This window comes from Cupriavidus oxalaticus (assembly GCF_038900635.1).
GTDB lineage: Bacteria > Pseudomonadota > Gammaproteobacteria > Burkholderiales > Burkholderiaceae > Cupriavidus > Cupriavidus oxalaticus_B.
Genome location: NZ_JAYMRX010000005.1, coordinates 156629 through 174195, shown reverse-complemented (window position 1 = coordinate 174195; position 17567 = coordinate 156629). Strand labels below are relative to the sequence as shown.

The window sequence follows — 17567 nt, the reverse complement described above, 5'->3', positions numbered from 1 at the left end:
ACTAAGCGAAGGTCGAGGGTTGCGAGAAGGAGTCCGGCATGAACGCCACGAAACATGGGGCCTGCCTGCTGGCCGTCCTGCTGGGCACTGCCTGCGTGCCGCTGCCGATCGCGCAGTACCGGCGGCCACCCCCACCGCCCCCCGCCGCACCGGTTGCCGAAGCGCCGCCGCCAAAGGCTCGCGCGGCGCCGATCGCAGCCAAGACCATCACCATTGCCGGCGCATGCAAGCGCACCGAGGAAGACGGCTTCCGCGAGGACGCGCTGATGGACGTCACCGCCAACAAGGTGGAGGCGCTGAAATGGAAACTGTGGGTGTCGCGGCGCGGCAGCTGCGAGTTCAACCTGGTCCAGTTCCGCCAGGTACGCACGACGCCGCACATCGAACTCCAGGCCATCGACGGGAGCCAGTGCAAGCTGCTGGTGTGGCAGGATCCGCGCCGCGTGACGCTGGCCCATAACCGCTGCGAGAAGTACTGCACGCCGGGCATCTACGAGCAGGCCTGGCCGGTGCTGTTCGACCCCAAGAGCGGTAATTGCGCCGAGGTGCGCTGAGCTTCCCCGGCGCGCCGGCTCTCGCTGGCTCTCGCTGGCTCTCGCTGGCTCTCGCTGGCTCTCGCTGGCTCTCGCTGGCTCTCGCTGGCGTCGGCCTATTTCGCCTTGGGCACGCGGCCCATCAAATAGAACTCGTCGTTCGGCCGCATGCTGATGGTGTTGGCCATCCGGTTCGACAGCCCGAAGAACGCGGTGATCGCGGCGATGTCCCACGCGTCTTCGTCAGAAAACCCATGCTCGCGCAGCGCGGCAAAATCCGCGTCGCCGACTTCATGCGACGCCTTGCATACCTTCATCGCAAAGTCGAGCATGGCCCGCTGGCGCGGCGGGATATCGGCCTTCAGATAGTTCACCGCGACCTGGTCCGCCACCAGCGGCTTCTTCTCGTAGATGCGCAGGATCGCGCCATGCGCCACCACGCAGTACAGACACTGGTTGGCGCCGGAAGTGGCCACCACGATCATCTCGCGCTCGCCCTTGGTCAGGCCGCCGTCCTTCAGCATCAACGCGTCGTGGTAGGCGAAGAAGGCACGGAATTCGTCGGGACGGTGCGCCAGCGCCAGGAAGACATTGGGGACAAAGCCAGCCTTGTCCTGGACTTCCAGGATGCGGGTGCGGATGTCGTCGGGGAGGTCTTTGAGCACAGGGACGGAGTAGCGGCTGATGGGGAAAGCGGTGTCGGGCATGGTTGTCTCCTGTTGGCGATGCGTTCCGGTCGGCTGTGTCGTCATTAATTCTTGCGTCCGGGGTACTGCTTTAAAGTCTACCGGATCGCCGGGACAAGGCCGGGCACAATGTTGCTCATGCATCGCAAAACCAGTTGCCTGCTGGATAAGGCATACTACGTCCCTTCCTGAACAAGGCGAGCGCCCCCGGGCTTCATGCGCCAACCCTTCCCGATGAAACGCATTCTCATCGTCAAGCTGACCTCGCTGGGCGACATGGTATTCACGCTGCCGCTGGTCGCCGACCTGCAGCGCGCATTCCCCGGCGTCAAGATCGACTGGATCGCCGATTCCTACTGCGCCGACGTGCCACGCTGGAACCCCAATATCGAGCGTGTCATCGCCGCGCCGCTGCGTAACTTCAAGAAGGCACGCAGCTGGGCCGGGCTGCGGGAGATCTTCAGCGCACTGCGAGAATTGCGCCGCGAGAAGTACGATGCGGTGCTGGACGTCCATGGCGTGTACAAGAGCGCGATCGTGACGCGGCTGGCGCGTACGCGGCACCGGTGGGGCTATCCGGTGGCGGAGCTGGGCGAAAGTGGTGCGCGCTTCGGCTATAACCATGTGTTCCAGCCCGTGATCGAAGAGGATTGCGCCAGGCAGCGCATGCGCCGCGCGGTCAGCCGCGCTTTCGGCTACGAACTCACCAGGGAAATGCACTACGGCCTGGAGATGTCCGCGGACACGCCCGCCCCGGCGGCGAAGGGCCCGTATGCGATGCTGTTCCACGCCACCTCGAGCGAAGAGAAGAAATGGCCGATCGCTGACTGGATAGCCGTGGGCGGCGCAATCTCCGCACGCGGCCTGCGCGTGCTGGTGCCGTGGGGCAACGATGCCGAACGCAAGGAAGCCGAGACGATCGCGGCGAGCGTGCCAGGTGCGGAAGTGATGCCGCGCCTGAGCATCACCGGGCTGGCGCAGGTGGTGGGCAAGTCGTCCCTGGTGGTTGGCATGGACACGGGCTTCGTGCATATCGCCGATGCGATGCGCCGCCCGACCGTGCTGCTTTTCACGACGACTTCGCGCGAGTTGTATGGCGTCAACACGCCGGGCCGCGCGGTCTCGATGGGCGGGCATGGCGTGGTGCCGACGCGCGAGCAGGTGCTCGCGGCCATCGACGAAGTAATGGCGCAGCAGCCGCCGGTGGCATCGCCCAACTGAGCGGCTGCAACCAGCGAAAACCAAAAAGGGGCCGGCACGATACCCGACGTGCCGGCCCCTTTTTCGTCATGGCCGCGGCAGGATCGCCGCGCCGCCGTCCGCCGTTCTTTACTGGGACGCGAACTGGATCCGGTGCAAACCGGCGTAGAGGCCGTTGGCCGCCAGCAGTTCGGCGTGGGTGCCCTGCTCCGCGACCCGCCCATGGTCGAGCACGGCGATACGGTCGGCATTCTCAATGGTCGACAGCCGGTGCGCGATCACCAGCGTGGTCCGGCCCTTCATCAGTCCTTCCAGCGCCGCCTGCACCTGGCGTTCCGATTCCGAATCCAGCGCGGAGGTGGCCTCGTCCAGGATCAGGATCGGGGCATCCTTGTAAAGCGCCCGGGCGATTGCCAGGCGCTGGCGCTGGCCACCGGACAGCTTCATGCCGTTGTCGCCGATATTGGTGTTCAGTCCGTCAGGCAAGCCCTTCACGGTCTCGGTCAGGTACGCAGCCGCCAGCGCACGCTCCACGCGCGCCATGTCGATCTCGGTCTCGCCATGCGCACCATACGCCACGTTGGCGGCGACCGTATCGTTGAACAGCACCACGTCCTGGCTGACAAAGGCGATCTGGTTGCGCAGGTCCTTCAATGCCAGCTCGCCCAGCGGCGCGCCGTCCAGCAGGATGCGCCCTTCGGTCGGATCGAAGAAACGCGGCACCAGGTTGACCAGCGTGGTCTTGCCGCTGCCCGACGGCCCCACCAGCGCCACCACCTCACCCGGGCTCACGCGCAGGTCGATCTGCTGCAGCGCGGGCCGTTGTGCCTCGCCATAGCGGAAGCCGACGCCCTCGAAGGCCAGTTCGCCGCGCGCGCGGCCGATGGCCTTGCCGCCGTCCTGCGGCTCGATCGGCTCGTCGATCAGCCGGAAGATCATCTCGGCGGCGGTAATGCCGCGCGTCAGCGGCTGGTTGATGTCGGTCAGGTGCTTCAGCGGCGAGATCAGCAGCAGCATCGCCATCACGAAGCCGGTAAAGCCGCCCACGGTGGTCTGGTTGCCCTGGGCCTGCACCATCGCAATGGTAATGATCACCGACAGTGCCAGCGCAGCCAGGAACGCCGTCACCGGCTGGTTCAGGCCGCCGGCCACCGCCATGCGCATCGAGTAATTCTTCAGCCGCTCGGCCACGATGCGGAAGCGCGACAGCTCGTACTGCTCGCCGCCATGTAGCTTGACCACCTTGTAGCCGCCAACCGCCTCCTCCACCACGTAGGCAGCGTTGTTGGTATAGGTCTGGTGGTCGCGGTTGAGCTTGCGCAGCCGGCGGTTGATCTTTGACATCAGGTAGCCGATCACCGGCAGGATCACCGCCACGATCAGCGTCAGGCGCCAGTTGGTATAGAAGAGGTAGATCAGCAGCGCCACGACGGTCAGGGAATCGCGCACCAGCGTGATGAACACGCTGGTCAGGATCTGCAGCACCTGGTTGACCTCGAAGATCACCGCATTGATCAGCGATGCCGCCGTGTTGCGGTGGAAGAACCCCGCTGGCGCATGTAGCAGGCGCTCGAACATCTGTATGCGCATCTTCAGCAGCACGCGGTTCGAGATCAGGTTCAGCAGATAGCCGGAAGCAAACTGCGCAACACCCCGGATCAGCGCAACGCCGGTCAGGATGGCAGGCACATGCCACAGCGTGCCGGCGTAGTCGCCACCGAAACCCTTGTCGAGCAAATCGTTGACGACCTTGGGGATTACCCCTTCACTGGCCGCAACCACCGCCATGGCGATGATGGCGCCGACAAAGACGCGCAGCTCGGGGCGCAGATAAGACCAGAGCCGGCTGGCCATGCTGGAGGGCACGGTGGAGCCGGGCGAGATGGGCGGTTTGGATGTGGTCACTGAATGTCTTTCTGTATGAGTGCGCCGTCAGGGCTGGTCCGGCATCTGGCCGGGCGGCCTTATCCCGCCCGCTTCTGCCGCGCTACGCGCAGGAAGGGCCGGACGAAGACCTGGAACAGGAACCGCTGGTAGACGTAGCGGCGCAGATAATAGCCGATGCTGCGCCGCGCCTTGTCGCTGGCATCGAGATCGGCACGATGGCCTTCCAGCGCGGAGTCCTGCGCCAGTTCGGTCAGGCCGATGCAATACGGGACCACGGCACGGACCGTCACCAGGCCCTGTTTCTCGAAGGCGGACCAGTAGTCGGCGGCACACCAGACCGGCTGGAGCCCCGCCAGGAGGCGCTCGGCCGCGGCCCGCGTCACCACGTAGCCATGCGCCCGCCACCATTCGCCATAGCGGCGCACCAGCTTGCGCCCGTGGCCAAGCGGCCGCGTGCCCCAGCGGGTGTACTTGTCGACGTGGGACAGCAGCACCACTTCCGCACGGTCCGGGTCGAGACTGGCTTCCAGATCGGCGAGCACCGCCGGCAGGTCGTCGCCCAGCAAGGCGTCGTCCTCCAGCACCAGCGCAAATGCCGCGCCGTCTTCCAGCATCTGGCGGCATACGCCGAGGTGACTCAGCGCGCACCCGACTTCGCCGCGGCTCATGGGCCGGTACCGCACCGCGGCCGCGGCCGCATCGTAGCGGCGCGCCACGTCGTGTTCGGCAAGCGCGCGCCCGTCCACGGCAGCATAGACCTGGAACGGGACGCCGAGGCGTTCAAGCTGCGCGGAAATGCGTTGCCGGCGCGAGCCCGCGCTCGCCAGGTTGATGACGTAGGCGCCGATCATGCCGCCACCGCCCGTGCGCCAGGCTGTGCCGGCCACTCAGGCGCCTTGCGCTGCGCGACCACGATGGCAAAGCACGTCGCGATCATCAGCGTGTAGAAGGCATTGGTCATGGCGATGAAGAACATTGCTTCGGTCAGCCCGAACAGCAGGAAGCCGATGCTGATGGCCAGCCCCATGGTGGCAGCGGTGCGCGTGACCATGTCGTGGCTGCGCAGATGGCGCAGGAAAAAGCCTGCCGGCACGAGGTATAGCGCGAGTACCGCAAGCACCCCGGGAATCCCCTGCGTCGCCGCGATGTACAGCACATCGTTGTGCGAGTGCGCGAACTGGGTGGTTGCAGGCGTGATGAATCCGCTTGCTGCCATGGCCTTGAGGTTGGCCTCGAACGCGTCCGGTCCCACGCCTGTCATCGGGTGCGTTTCCAGCATGCGCAGCGAGGCCTTCCACAGTTGCAGGCGCCAGCCCTCCGACGTATCCAGCCCGCGGTGCGTCACCACGGCCGCATCGATGCCCGGTGACGAAACCGCGGCATTGAGATTGGCGACCGCCTCGTTCACACGCTTCCGGACGACATCGCTGCAGTATCCGGCTACCGCCATGCCTCCCACAAGGACCGCGAGCAAGGCGGCACGGGCGCGGATGGTCCATTTGCGCATGATGGTGATCGCGATCAGCAGCAGCACGGGGATGGCGAGCCAGCCGCCACGGGTCGCACTGGCATACGACGTATAGACTCCGGCCGCGCCGGCCAGCAGTTTGGGAGCCATCGAAAGCCACTGGCCGCGCCGGTCCCATCCAATCGAAATCAGCGCCAGCATCCCCATCAGCAGGGAAAGGTTGGAAAAGGGAATGACGTTGTTGACGCCGACATGGTCCGGCCGGCCGCCGGCGGTTGCGGTGTACATCCAGACCGCCGAAACGATCGCGCCCACCACCAGTCCCCACTGCACGGCCTGCAGCGCACGCCGGTCGAGCAGTGCGAGGCCCCAGGCCAGCAGCCCAAACAAGGCGAAGCGCAGGTAGAGATACGGCAGGCCCATGCCATCGCCGCTGACTGCCTGGCGCAGCAGGAAGGCCGCCGGCACGGCCGCCATCGCCGCCGCCACCACCCAATGCTCGCGCAGCATCGTCCCCCAGCCGCACAGGCTGGCGCGGGGCTGCACGGACAGCGCGAACACGCACCACAGCAGCAGGAAGCTGAAACAGCCATTGGCCGCCGAAGGATAGGTCAGCAGCAGGATGGGAAAGGAAATCAGTGCGGCACATGCCACCAGGGAGAAAACTTTTTCCATCCCTGTGAATCGGGACAAATGTGCTCTTATCATCAAAATCGCAATTGAGAAAACGGCGCCGGGGCGTTGCCCGCCAGTCGGCGGCAACCGCCAGGCGGCGCCGGGACCACTGCGCCGGTGCGGTAGAATACGCGATCTTCCCTCAGCACTTGGCTGTTGGCGGCGCCGGCGGCTCGTCGGTCTGCCCGACAGGGGTGCCGCCCATATTCCATGAAAGTCTCGGCCGTCATCATTACCAGAAATGAAGCTCACAATATCGGGGCTTGCCTCGACAGTGTGTCCTGGTGCGAAGAGGCGATTATAGTGGATTGGGCCAGCTCGGATGACACCGTGGCGATTGCGCGTGCTGCCGGCGCCACTGTGATCCAGACCGAGGTCTGGCCGGGATTCGGCCCGCAAAAGAACCACGCGGTCAGTGCCGCCAGGGGCGACTGGATTTTCAGCCTGGATGCCGACGAGCGTGTTACGCCTGCGCTGCGCGATGAAATCCTGCGGCATATCGCCCGGCCCGATGCCCAGGCCCTGGCACTGCCGCGCCTGTCCGCGTTCTGCGGCACCTTCGTGCGCCATGCTGGCTGGTATCCGGACTATGTCACGCGCGTGTTCCGCAACGGCCGCGGTCGCTTCACCGAAGACCTGGTCCATGAACACCTGAAGGTGGACGATCCCGTGACCCGCTTGCGCGAGCCGCTGATCCACTACAGCTACCGATCGTTGTCGGACGTGCTGCGCAAGATCGACAGCTACTCAAGCGCCGGCGCGCAGCAGGCCTACGCGCGCGGCAAGCGCAGTTCGGTGGCTTCGGCCGCCGGCCACGGACTGTGGGCGTTCATCCGCACCTACATTTTCAAGCGTGGCTTTCTCGACGGCAGCGCGGGTTTTGGCGTCGCGCTGATGAATGCGCAGGCCAGCTACTACAAGTACGCGAAGCTGGCGCAGTTGCACGCCGCGGACAGCGCCAGGGCGCGCGGTGAAGCCTGACGCCCCACCCTCTCATTGTATCCACCGATGAAAATTGGCATTTCCTGCAACCGCTTCGGCGCCGGCGGCGGCCTGGAGCGCTATGCGCTCGACATCAGCCAGGCCATGGCCGGCCGCGCGGGCACCGAGGTGTCTGTCTACGCGCGCCGCTTCGATGCCGGCGTGGCGCAAGCGTCCGGCATCGAGCCGCACCGGATCGTGGTGTCGTGGCTGCCGGGCAAGCTGCGCGACCGCTATTTTTCCTGGCGCCTGCAGGCGCGCCTGCCTGCCGATGCGGTGCTGATCGGCTGCAATCGCGTGCGCGGATCCGACATCGCCATCTGCGGCGGCACCCATCGCGGCTACCTGGCCGCGCGCGGCACGCCGCCGCGCCGCTCCGATCGCTGGCAGATCGACCTCGAAAGCGCGCAGTACGCCGGCGCGCATTGCGTGGTGGCGCACTCGGCGCTGATGCGGCGCGAAGTGGTCGAGTTGTATGGGATACCGGAAAACCGCGTGCACTTGCTCTACCCGCCGGTCGACACGCAGCGCTTTGCGCCGGTCGACGACGCCACGCGCGCGTCGCTGCGCAGCGAGTTCGGTTTTGGCGACGATGAGGTCGTGTTCCTGTTTCCGTCGTCGGGACATGCCCGCAAGGGATTCGACCTGCTGGCCGATTACTTCTCGAAATCCAGTCTGCCGATTACGCTGGCAGTGGCGGGCCGCCCGGTCGGGCGCACCATCCCGCGCGTGCGCGAGCTGGGCTACAGCAGCCGGATCGACGCGCTCTACCGTGCCGCGGACTTCACCATCCTGGCATCGGGCTATGAACCGTTCGGGCTGGTCGGGGTGGAATCCGTGCTGTGCGGCACACCGCTGGTGTTTGCCGACAATATCGCCTGCCTGGAAGTGATCCGGCCGCAGGCCGTCCATGCGTTCGCGCGCGACCGCGCCGATACGCTCGACCAGGCCATCCGCGCCGCCGTGCAGGCCGCGCAGTCCGGCCAGGCGAGGCTGGCGCAGCCGATGTCCATGCTGGACTACGATCCGCGCATCGGCACCCACGTCGATAGCCTGCTGGCACTGGCGGCGCAGGCGATGGCCGCGCGGCGCGCCTGAGCACGCCGCCGGTGCGGCGTCATTCGTAAAGCGTATTCACGCTCTCAGGCGACAGCGCCTGGCGCAGCGCGCCCAACGCTTCGTCGGACGGTATCACCTGCCACTCCTGCCCCAGCACGGCTTCGCACGACGCGGTCCGGGCCTGGTAGCCGATCCTCACCGGCAATCCCTGCGCGCCGGTGGCGCGCGCCAGGTGCGGCGTCAGCAGTTCGCGCAGCATCCCGGTCGAAGAATTGCCGTTCATCGCCAGACGCACGGCCGTCGCAAACCGGATCCGTGCCGCGGTCAGGTCCATCACCGATTCCGCGGTAAAGCGCACGCCACCGGTAAAGGTATCGTGCCGCGCGTTGCCGGTGGCGATCAGCAGCTCATCCTCGCGGAACATCTGCCGGTTCGCGTCGAAGACCTCGTTGAACACCGTCATCTCGACCAGTCCGGTGCCGTCGTCCAGCGTCACGATCAGCATCTTGCCGCGCTGGGTCATCTGGGTGCGGATGCCGGAGATCACGCCGGCGATGGTCTTGCCGCGCACGTCGCGGCCGAAGCCGCCGCCGTTGCCCTGCACTTCCTTTTCCAGCGCGGCCAGCGTGCCCTTGTTGAAGCGGCGCACCTCGTCGCGGTAGGCGTCGAACAGGTGGCCGGAGAAGTAGTAGCCGAGCGCCTGCTTTTCTTCCTGCAGCGTGCGCTTGGGACTCCAGCGCGGCTCGTCGAGCAGTTCGGGGCGGTGCGCTTCGCCGGCATCGCCCATCAGGTCGAACAGCGACACCTGGTTGGCGGACTCGGCCTTCTGCTCCGCGGCTTCCATGGCGATCGGCACCGAAGCCAGCAGCTGGGCGCGGTTGTCGTTCAGGCTGTCGAAGGCACCGGCGCGGATCAGCGCTTCCATGGTGCGGCGGTTGACCTGGCGGCGGTCGACGCGCTCGCAGAAGTCGAACAGGTCCTTGAACGCCCCGCCCTCTTCGCGCGCGCGCAGGATGTCTTCGATCGCGCCCTGCCCGCTGCCCTTGATGCCGCCCAGGCCATAGCGGATGGTCTTCGGGTCGGTCGGCGCGAAGCGGTATTCGCTGGCGTTGACGTCCGGCGGCAGCACCGCGATCTTGTTGAGCTTGCAGTCCTCGTAGAGGATCTTGACCTTGTCGGTGTCGTCCATGGCCAGCGACATGTTGGCTGCCATGAATTCGGCCGGATGGTGGGCCTTGAGCCAGGCGGTGTAGTACGCCAGCAGCGCGTACGCTGCCGCGTGCGACTTGTTGAAGCCGTAGCCCGCGAACTTCTCCATCAGGTCGAAGATGTCGTCGGCCTGCTGCGCATTGAGCCCGTTCTTGTCGGCACCCTCGCGGAACATGACGCGATGCTGCGCCATCTCCTCGGGCTTCTTCTTGCCCATCGCGCGGCGCAGCAGGTCGGCGCCGCCAAGCGAGTAGCCGCCGATGATCTGCGCCATCTGCATCACCTGCTCCTGGTAGACCATGATGCCGTAGGTCTCTTTCAGGACGGGTTCGACGCGCGGATCGGGATACTCCACCTTCTCGCGGCCGTGCTTGCGCGCGCAGAAGCTGGGGATCAGGTCCATCGGGCCCGGGCGGTAGAGCGCCACCAGCGCGATGATGTCCTCGAAGCGGTCAGGCTTGGCGTCCTTCAGCATGCCCTGCATGCCGCGGCTTTCCAGCTGGAACACGGCGACCGTATTGGCGGTCTTGAGGATGTCGAAGGCGGGGCCGTCGTCGAGCGGAATATGGCTGCAGTTCCAGTCGCCCTTGCTCGGGTCCAGGCGGCGGATATAGCGCTCGGCCCAGTCCAGGATGGTCAGCGTGGTCAGGCCCAGGAAGTCGAACTTGACCAGGCCGGCGGCCTCGACGTCGTCCTTGTCGTACTGGCTGACGACGCCGCTCATGCCGTCGTTCTGCGCGCCTTGCGTGTACAGCGGGCAGAAATCGGTCAGCCTGCCGGGCGCGATCAGCACACCGCCGGCGTGCATGCCAACGTTACGGGTCATGCCTTCGACGCGCTGCGCCAGCTCCAGCAGCTGGCGCACTTCTTCCTCGTTGTTCTCGCGCTCGGTCAGCAGCGGCTCTTCTTTCTTCGCTTCCTCGATGGTGACCAGCTTGCCCGGCTTGAACGGGATCAGCTTGGCGATGCCGTCGACAAAGCCATAGCCCAGGTCGAGCACGCGGCCCACGTCGCGCACCGCGGCCTTGGCGGCCATGGTGCCGAAGGTGGCGATCTGCGACACCGCGTCCTTGCCGTACTTTTCCTTCACGTACGTGATCACGCGATCGCGGCCGTGCTGGCAGAAGTCGATATCGAAGTCGGGCATCGATACCCGTTCCGGGTTCAGGAAACGCTCGAACAGCAATGCGTACTTGAGCGGATCGAGGTCGGTAATGCCCAGCGCATACGCGACCAGCGAACCGGCACCGGAGCCCCGGCCGGGCCCGACCGGCACGCCGTTGTTCTTGGCCCAGTTGATAAAGTCCGCCACGATCAGGAAGTAGCCGGGGAAGCCCATCTTGATGATGGTGCCGGTCTCGAACTCCAGCCGTGCGTAGTATTCCGCGCGCTTCGCTTCGCGCACCGCCTCGTCCGGGAACAGCACCGCCATGCGCTTTTCCAGGCCGTCCTTGGCCATGAAGACGAGGTAGTCGTCCAGCGACATGCCGTCCGGCGTCGGGAACAGCGGCAGGCGCGGCTTGCCCAGCTCCAGTGTCAGGTTGCAGCGGCGCGCGATCTCGACCGCGTTCTCCAGTGCCGAGGGGATATCCGCGAACAGCGCGCACATCTCGTCCTGGGTCTTGAAGTACTGGTCGGTGGTGAAGCGCCGTGTGCGGCGCGGGTTGGCCAGCAGCTCGCCCTCGGCGATGCACACGCGCGCCTCGTGCGCGGTGTAGTCGTCCGGCGTCATGAACTGCACCGGGTGCGTGGCGACCACCGGCAGCTGCAGCTCGGCCGCCAGTTGCACGGCCTGCTGCACGTAGGCATCGGTGCCGGCATGGCCGGCACGCTGCAGTTCGACATAGAAGCGCTGCGGAAACACCGACGCCCAGTGCTGCGCGGCACGGCGCGCGCCCTCGGCATTGCCGTTGGCCAGCGCCATGCCGATATCGCCGCCCATCGCGCCGGACAGCGCGATCAGGCCGGTGGCGAGCGGCATGTCGTCTTCGCCCGGCTCCAGGAACCACGACGGATCGATCTCGGCGCGGCCGCGGTGCTGGTTGCCCAGCCATGCGCGCGACAGCAGCATGCACAGGTTCAGGTAGCCGCGCCGGTCCTGCACCAGCAGCAGCAGGCGTGCGGGCTTGTCGCGGTCTTCGGCATTGGTCAGCCAGACATCGGCCCCGACCACCGGCTTCACGCCCTTGCCGCGCGCTTCCTTGTAATAGCGGATCAGCCCGAAGGCGTTGGCAAGATCCGTCAGGGCGAGCGCGCCCATGCCATCGGCGGCAGCGGCCTTGACGGCGTCGTCGAGGCGGACGATGCCGTCCACGACGGAGTATTCGGAATGCAGGCGGAGGTGGACGAAGCGGGGTGCGGACATGGGCGACATTGTACCGGTTCGACCCGTCTGCCGGCCTCCAATATTGCGTGCAGGCGATGCGTGCACGCGGCTGCGCAAAGCTGATCGGGGTGCTTGGGAATGCGCGGCGGAAGCGCCCGCGCGCGTTATAATTTCGCCTTTCCAATCAGGCAGTTATTGCAAGCCGCCAACGCCCTTTCCGCGCTTCCGGGCGCGGCCGTGCAGGCGCCGCTCCTCATGCAGATCGTCAACATTTCCGCTTACAAGTTCGTCTCGCTGGACGACATCGAGACCCTGCGCCCGGCCATGCGCGAGCGCTGCGAAGTGGCCGGCCTGAAAGGCACGATCCTGCTCGCGCCCGAGGGCATCAACATGTTCCTGGCCGGCCCGCGCGAAGCCATCGACGGCTTCATGGCGTGGCTGCATGCCGACGCGCGCTTCGCCGATATCGCGCCCAAGGAAAGCCTGTCGGAGAACCAGCCCTTCAAGCGCATGCTGGTGCGCGCCAAGAAGGAAATCATCACCATGAAGATGCCGCTCATCCGCCCCGAGGACGGCCGTGCGCCGTCGGTGCGGCCGGCGGACCTGAAGCGCTGGCTGGACCAGGGGCATGACGACGAAGGCCGCCCGGTGGTGATGCTCGATACGCGCAATGATTTCGAGGTGGCGGTCGGCACGTTCGAAGACGCAGTCGAGTACGACATCGCCAAGTTCAGCGAATTTCCCGACGCGGTCGCCGCGCACAAGGCAGAGCTGGAAGGCAAGACCGTGGTGTCGTTCTGCACCGGCGGCATCCGCTGCGAGAAGGCGGCGATCCACATGCAGGAAGTCGGCGTCGAGCGCGTGTACCAGCTCGAGGGCGGCATCCTGAAGTACTTCGAGGACGTGGGCGGCAGCCACTATCGCGGTGACTGCTTCGTCTTCGACTACCGCACCGCGCTGAACCCGAACCTGGAGCCCGCCGGCCCCAAGCAGTGCTTCGCCTGCCGTGCCGTGGTCACGCCGGAAGAACAACAGAGCCCGCACTACGTGATCGGCAAGAGCTGCCCACACTGCATCGACACGAAGCAGGCGGCAGCCTGAGAGAAGTCCGAGGCTGCCGCTCAGGCCGCCAACAGGTGGTAGAGATTGCGCAGCATACCCGCGGTGGCGCCCCAGATAAAGCGGTGGCCCCCGCCCTCGCGCGGATAGGGCATGGCGTAAAACAGTCGTTCGCCGTCGACCCAGCGGAACAGGCGCCGCTCATGGTGTGACGGGTTCATCAGGAAGGCGAGCGGCACCTCGAACACATCGGCCACTTCCGAGGCATCCGGGCGCAGCGTGAAACCATCGCGCACCAGGCCGACCACCGGGCTGACATGGAACCCCGTGCCGGTGATGTAATCAGGCAGCGCGCCCAGCACTTCCACGTAGTCGCGCGCCAGGCCCACCTCTTCTTCGGTTTCGCGCAGCGCCGTGTCGATGCGGTTCGTGTCCCACTGCTCCTGCCTGCCGCCCGGGAAGCTGATCTGCCCCGCGTGCGCGCTCAGGTTGGCGTTGCGCTGGGTCAGCAGCACGGTCAGGCCATCGCGGCGTTCCACCAATGGCACCAGCACGGCGGCATCGCGCAGGCCCCGGCTGCGGTCGTAGACGCGCGATTCGTCGGTCAGCTCCGGCGCCCAGGCCGGCGGCACCTCGAAGCGGTGGCGAATGAAGTCGACCTGCAGGCGCGGTTCGCTCAATGGCGCATTGCGCAGGTCGGTGTCGACGACGGGAAGGGATTCGGGATCGAAGGCGGGACGCATAACAACTGCAAGTATGACAGAAGCAGGCAATTCGGCGCCGCAGCAAAATCGGCTGTTGCCTGCGCGCCAATGCAAAAAGGGCACCCATGGGGTGCCCTTCCTGAGGAAACGCTGGCCGGGTCGCCCCGGCCGGCATGTCCGGCTTACTCCGCAGCCTTGGCAGCGGCGGCAGCCTTCGACACCAGCTTTTCCTTGATACGTGCGGACTTGCCCGAACGCTGGCGCAGGTAGTACAGCTTCGCGCGACGCACGTCGCCGCGACGCTTCACTTCGATGGCAGCGATCAGCGGCGAGTACAGCTGGAACGTACGTTCCACGCCTTCACCCGACGAGATCTTGCGCACGATGAAGGACGAGTTCAGGCCGCGGTTACGCTTGGCGATCACCACGCCTTCGTAGGCCTGCACGCGCTTGCGGTTACCTTCCACCACGTTCACGCTGACGATCACAGTGTCGCCGGGTGCGAATGCGGGGATGGTCTTGTTCGCGGTCAGACGCGCGATCTCTTCCTTCTCGATCTGCTCGATGAGGTTCATCGTTTTTTCTCCGTAACCATCGTGCCGGCGTTGTATGCCCCAGGCATGTCCCGGGCCCCGGCAGAGGATGGGGTTTTACCTGGCGGGAGTTGCCTCCCGCCCTTCCTTCGCCGCCCATTCCGACAAGAATTTCTCGTCGGCGCGGGACAGCAAACCTTGTTCGCGAGCCGCCTCGATCAGGTCGGGGCGCTTTCTCGCGGTATTGGCCAGCGCCTGCTGGCGCCGCCATTTCTCGATCTCGGCGTGATGGCCCCCGAGCAGTATCTCGGGCACCCGCACGCCTTCATATTCTTCCGGCCGCGTGTAGTGCGGACAATCCAGCAGGCCGTTGACGAAGCTGTCCTGCACCGCGGACTGCGCGTCGCCCAGCACGCCCGGCAGGTGGCGCACCACCGCGTCGATCAGCGCCATCGCCGGCAGTTCGCCGCCCGACAGCACGAAGTCGCCGAGGCTGATTTCCTCGTCCACGCGGCGGTCGATCAGCCGCTGGTCGATGGCCTCATAGCGGCCGCACAACAGGACCAGGCCAGGCCGTTCGGCCAGCTCCATCACCTTGGCGTGCGACAGCGTCTTGCCTTGCGGCGACATCAGCACCATGTGCGGCCGCGGCACGCCGGCCTGCGCCTGCGCTGCCACCGCGGCATCGATCGCATCGTCCAGCGGCTTGGCCAGCATCACCATGCCAGGGCCGCCGCCATAGGGGCGATCGTCGATGGTGCGGTAGTTGTCGACCGTGAAATCGCGTGGATTCCAGCTGCGCAACGCATACCGCTGCTGCTTGGCTGCCCGGCTGGTAATGCCCCAGTCGGTCAGCGCACGAAACATCTCGGGAAACAGCGTGATTACATCGAACTGCATCCGCTCTCCCCCTCCTGGGCACAATGCCGGGCTCAAACTGGCTAAGCCGGGATCAGTAATCGAGTCCCCAGTCCACCACGATGCGCTTGCCGGCGGTATCGACCGTGCGCAGGAACGCATCGACAAACGGGATCAACCGTTCGCCGGCCTTGCCGTCCGGCAGCGCGTACGCGATCTGCAGGATCTGGTGGGCACCGTTATCGATCAGGCCGGACACTTCGCCCAGCAACTCGCCTTGCTCGTTGCTGACGCTGCAGCCGATCAGGTCGACCCAGTAAAACTCATCTTCTTCCGGCGCCGGAAAATCCGCGCGCCGGATCCACACGCGACGGCCGCGGAGCGCTTCCGCAAGATTGCGGTCGGCAACGCCGGCAGCATTGGCCACCACCGTGCCGCTGTGCTCTCGCGACTGCGCGATCTTCACGCAGACCGGCTGGGTATGCTGCGCATCGGCCGCGACCAGCCCCGCCTGCGGCGGCGCCAGCAACCACCAGCGACGCGCATGCAGCAGCGCGGACGCGTCGTTGGCATGCGGCTGGACCTTGATCCAGCCGCGGATGCCATAGGCCGCGCCGACATAGCCGACTTCCACCAGGTCTTCCGGCAGGGCGTCGGCATACAGCAGCGCCGCGGGCATCTTGAGGGCCTTGGGGGCCTCACCTTGCGGGCCCTGCGGCCGGTTCAGCGGCCGCTGCTTGCGTTCAGTCACGTGCGCAACGAAGAACGTGCCCTTGCGGGCACGCTATAGTTCGCTCAGTCCGATGGACCGGCGGCAATCAGGCAGCAGCCTTGGCGCCTTGCTTGACCAGGCGGGCAACGGTCGGCGACAGCTGGGCGCCAACGCCTTGCCAGTAGGCCAGACGGTCTTGCGCCAGGCGCAGGCCTTCTTCGCCTTCCGAAGCCAGCGGATTGTAGAAGCCAACGCGCTCGATGAAACGGCCATCGCGACGGTTGCGCGAGTCGGTAGCGACGATGTTGAAGAACGGGCGCTTCTTGCTGCCGCCGCGAGCCAGACGGATAACGACCATGGGATGAGTCCTCAGAAAACGGGTGTCCGGGTGTTCAAACGAACACGAAACACAAGAGTATAGCCCAGTTTCCGAGGCCAAACAAACACTTAGGTGATTGACGTGCCGGTGCCGTGCAGGCATCGTGGCAAAAACCGCGACGGGAGGCCTGACATGCGTCCGCATCTGCACTTCTTGCTTCGTACTGTACGGCAATCCGCCCTGCTCGCCGTGGTTCTGCTGGCAGGCAGCGCGGCGGCGGCGTTGCCGCTTGAACAGATCAAGTTGCCGGCCGGTTTCCGCATCGACGTGTTGACGCAGGAGGTGCCGGGCGCGCGCGCCATGGCGCTGTCGCCGTCGGGCACGCTCTTCGTCGGTTCGCTGCGAGAGGGCAAGGTCTACGCGGTCACCGACGCGCTCGGCGCCCGGCCGCGCGTGCGCACCATTGCCAGCGGGCTGCGCATGCCGGCCGGGGTGGCGCTGCGCGATGGCAGCCTGTACGCCTCGTCGGTATCCAGGATCGTGCGTTTCGACAATGTCGAAGCGCGGCTGGACAACCCGCCGGCACCGGTGGTGGTAAGCGACCGCTTTCCGTCAGACGATCACCACGGCTGGAAATTCATCGCCTTCGGGCCGGACGGCTACCTGTACGTCCCGGTCGGCGCGCCTTGCAATATCTGCGCGCCCGACGAGAACCGCTACGCCAACATCATGAAGATGAAGCCCGACGGCAGCGACCTGCAGGTGGCGGCCCGGGGAGTGCGCAATACCGTCGGCTTCGACTGGCATCCGGCCACGCGCGAGCTGTGGTTCACGGACAACGGCCGCGACCGCATGGGCGACGATGTTCCCGACGACGAGTTGAACCGCGCCACGGCGAACAACCAGCATTTCGGCTATCCGTACTGCCACGCCGGCAACGTCGTCGACCCGGAATACGGCAGCAAGCGCCCCTGCTCGGAATTTGTCCCGCCGGTGGCACGCCTGGGCGCGCACGTGGCCGCCCTTGGCATGCGCTTCTATACCGGCAGCCAGTTTCCGGCGGCATACCGCAACAATGTCTTCATTGCGGAACATGGCAGCTGGGACCGCAGCCAGCCATCCGGCTACCGCGTGGTGCGCGTTGTGCTGGACGAGTCAGGCAAGGCCGTCCGGCAGGAGGTGTTCGCCCATGGATGGCTGCGCGGCAGGCCGTGGGGCCGTCCTGCCGACGTGCTGGTCGCCCCTGACGGCTCGCTCCTGGTCAGCGATGACCTGGCCGGCGCGATCTACCGGATCCGCTACACGCCGTAGGCTGAGACGACCCGCGCAAAAGCCCGCAAAGCCGCCCCAGTGCGAGG

At 66.1% G+C, this 17567-nt stretch carries 16 protein-coding genes; 6 read left to right on the top strand and 10 right to left on the bottom strand.

Annotated features, from left to right (window positions below; genetic code table 11):
• Positions 1–38 precede the first annotated feature (38 nt).
• Positions 39–554: a hypothetical protein gene (locus VSR71_RS11165; protein WP_342913926.1), complete on the top strand. Its 516-nt coding sequence runs from the start codon at positions 39–41 to the stop codon at positions 552–554.
• A 95-nt stretch (positions 555–649) separates the two neighbouring features.
• Here VSR71_RS11165 and VSR71_RS11160 read toward each other — a convergent pair whose 3' ends face one another.
• Entirely contained in the window at positions 650–1240 is a 591-nt protein-coding gene (locus VSR71_RS11160; protein ID WP_342913925.1) for a peroxidase-related enzyme, read from the bottom strand.
• 213 nt (positions 1241–1453) lie between these two features.
• Between VSR71_RS11160 and waaC the strand changes: the two genes are divergently transcribed.
• Positions 1454–2440: a lipopolysaccharide heptosyltransferase I gene (gene waaC / locus VSR71_RS11155; protein WP_342913924.1), complete on the top strand. Its 987-nt coding sequence runs from the start codon at positions 1454–1456 to the stop codon at positions 2438–2440.
• Positions 2441–2548: 108 nt separating this feature from the next.
• Here the strand turns inward: waaC and msbA are convergent, their stop codons facing one another.
• The 3 genes from msbA to VSR71_RS11140 all read right to left on the bottom strand — a co-directional run bounded on the left by msbA (position 2549) and on the right by VSR71_RS11140 (position 6449).
• On the bottom strand, positions 2549–4273 hold the full coding sequence (msbA, locus tag VSR71_RS11150) for a lipid A export permease/ATP-binding protein MsbA (RefSeq protein ID WP_342914078.1): 1725 nt from the start codon (positions 4271–4273) through the stop codon (positions 2549–2551).
• A gap of 110 nt (positions 4274–4383) precedes the next feature.
• Entirely contained in the window at positions 4384–5193 is an 810-nt protein-coding gene (locus tag VSR71_RS11145) for a glycosyltransferase family 25 protein (RefSeq protein ID WP_342913923.1), read from the bottom strand.
• Positions 5154–6449 (bottom strand): O-antigen ligase family protein, encoded by a 1296-nt coding sequence (locus VSR71_RS11140; RefSeq protein WP_342913922.1) that lies wholly within the window; start codon positions 6447–6449, stop codon positions 5154–5156. Before VSR71_RS11140 ends, VSR71_RS11145 begins: the two co-directional genes overlap by 40 nt.
• 210 nt (positions 6450–6659) lie before the next feature.
• On the opposite strand from VSR71_RS11140, the gene VSR71_RS11135 reads away from it, so the two are divergent.
• Together VSR71_RS11135 and VSR71_RS11130 are read left to right on the top strand one after the other, a co-directional pair.
• Complete coding sequence (locus VSR71_RS11135) at positions 6660–7430, top strand: glycosyltransferase family 2 protein (protein ID WP_342913921.1); 771 nt, start codon at positions 6660–6662, stop codon at positions 7428–7430.
• Positions 7431–7457: 27 nt separating this feature from the next.
• Entirely contained in the window at positions 7458–8528 is a 1071-nt protein-coding gene (locus VSR71_RS11130; RefSeq protein WP_342913920.1) for a glycosyltransferase family 4 protein, read from the top strand.
• A 19-nt stretch (positions 8529–8547) separates the two neighbouring features.
• Here the strand turns inward: VSR71_RS11130 and dnaE are convergent, their stop codons facing one another.
• Entirely contained in the window at positions 8548–12063 is a 3516-nt protein-coding gene (gene dnaE, locus VSR71_RS11125) for a DNA polymerase III subunit alpha (protein WP_342913919.1), read from the bottom strand.
• Positions 12064–12279: 216 nt separating this feature from the next.
• Here dnaE and VSR71_RS11120 point away from each other — a divergent pair, with 216 nt between their 5' ends.
• Entirely contained in the window at positions 12280–13125 is an 846-nt protein-coding gene (locus VSR71_RS11120) for a sulfurtransferase (protein WP_342913918.1), read from the top strand.
• 20 nt (positions 13126–13145) lie between these two features.
• On the opposite strand, the gene VSR71_RS11115 is transcribed toward VSR71_RS11120, so the two are convergent.
• From VSR71_RS11115 to rpsP, 5 genes are all read right to left on the bottom strand, one after another.
• Complete coding sequence (locus VSR71_RS11115) at positions 13146–13826, bottom strand: CoA pyrophosphatase (protein ID WP_342913917.1); 681 nt, start codon at positions 13824–13826, stop codon at positions 13146–13148.
• 143 nt (positions 13827–13969) lie between these two features.
• Positions 13970–14362: a 50S ribosomal protein L19 gene (gene rplS / locus VSR71_RS11110; protein WP_133094033.1), complete on the bottom strand. Its 393-nt coding sequence runs from the start codon at positions 14360–14362 to the stop codon at positions 13970–13972.
• A gap of 75 nt (positions 14363–14437) precedes the next feature.
• On the bottom strand, positions 14438–15220 hold the full coding sequence (gene trmD, locus VSR71_RS11105; RefSeq protein ID WP_342913916.1) for a tRNA (guanosine(37)-N1)-methyltransferase TrmD: 783 nt from the start codon (positions 15218–15220) through the stop codon (positions 14438–14440).
• Positions 15221–15272: 52 nt separating this feature from the next.
• A complete protein-coding gene (gene rimM / locus VSR71_RS11100; RefSeq protein WP_342914077.1) occupies positions 15273–15857 on the bottom strand; it encodes a ribosome maturation factor RimM in 585 nt (194 codons plus the stop codon).
• 139 nt (positions 15858–15996) lie between these two features.
• Complete coding sequence (gene rpsP, locus VSR71_RS11095) at positions 15997–16248, bottom strand: 30S ribosomal protein S16 (RefSeq protein WP_029045686.1); 252 nt, start codon at positions 16246–16248, stop codon at positions 15997–15999.
• Between the two features lie 153 nt (positions 16249–16401).
• Between rpsP and VSR71_RS11090 the strand changes: the two genes are divergently transcribed.
• A complete protein-coding gene (locus tag VSR71_RS11090; RefSeq protein ID WP_342913915.1) occupies positions 16402–17520 on the top strand; it encodes a PQQ-dependent sugar dehydrogenase in 1119 nt (372 codons plus the stop codon).
• Positions 17521–17567: the final 47 nt, after the last annotated feature.

Coding starts and splice junctions, on each gene's coding strand:
- VSR71_RS11090 (WP_342913915.1), top strand. CDS start 16,402: ATGCGTCCGCATCTGCACTTCTTGCTTCGTACTGTACGGCAATCCGCC.
- VSR71_RS11115 (WP_342913917.1), bottom strand. CDS start 13,826: ATGCGTCCCGCCTTCGATCCCGAATCCCTTCCCGTCGTCGACACCGAC.
- VSR71_RS11130 (WP_342913920.1), top strand. CDS start 7,458: ATGAAAATTGGCATTTCCTGCAACCGCTTCGGCGCCGGCGGCGGCCTG.
- dnaE (WP_342913919.1), bottom strand. CDS start 12,063: ATGTCCGCACCCCGCTTCGTCCACCTCCGCCTGCATTCCGAATACTCC.
- rpsP (WP_029045686.1), bottom strand. CDS start 16,248: ATGGTCGTTATCCGTCTGGCTCGCGGCGGCAGCAAGAAGCGCCCGTTC.
- VSR71_RS11140 (WP_342913922.1), bottom strand. CDS start 6,449: ATGGAAAAAGTTTTCTCCCTGGTGGCATGTGCCGCACTGATTTCCTTT.
- waaC (WP_342913924.1), top strand. CDS start 1,454: ATGAAACGCATTCTCATCGTCAAGCTGACCTCGCTGGGCGACATGGTA.
- VSR71_RS11160 (WP_342913925.1), bottom strand. CDS start 1,240: ATGCCCGACACCGCTTTCCCCATCAGCCGCTACTCCGTCCCTGTGCTC.
- msbA (WP_342914078.1), bottom strand. CDS start 4,273: ATGGCCAGCCGGCTCTGGTCTTATCTGCGCCCCGAGCTGCGCGTCTTT.
- rimM (WP_342914077.1), bottom strand. CDS start 15,857: ATGCCCGCGGCGCTGCTGTATGCCGACGCCCTGCCGGAAGACCTGGTG.
- VSR71_RS11120 (WP_342913918.1), top strand. CDS start 12,280: ATGCAGATCGTCAACATTTCCGCTTACAAGTTCGTCTCGCTGGACGAC.
- VSR71_RS11135 (WP_342913921.1), top strand. CDS start 6,660: ATGAAAGTCTCGGCCGTCATCATTACCAGAAATGAAGCTCACAATATC.
- rplS (WP_133094033.1), bottom strand. CDS start 14,362: ATGAACCTCATCGAGCAGATCGAGAAGGAAGAGATCGCGCGTCTGACC.
- VSR71_RS11165 (WP_342913926.1), top strand. CDS start 39: ATGAACGCCACGAAACATGGGGCCTGCCTGCTGGCCGTCCTGCTGGGC.
- trmD (WP_342913916.1), bottom strand. CDS start 15,220: ATGCAGTTCGATGTAATCACGCTGTTTCCCGAGATGTTTCGTGCGCTG.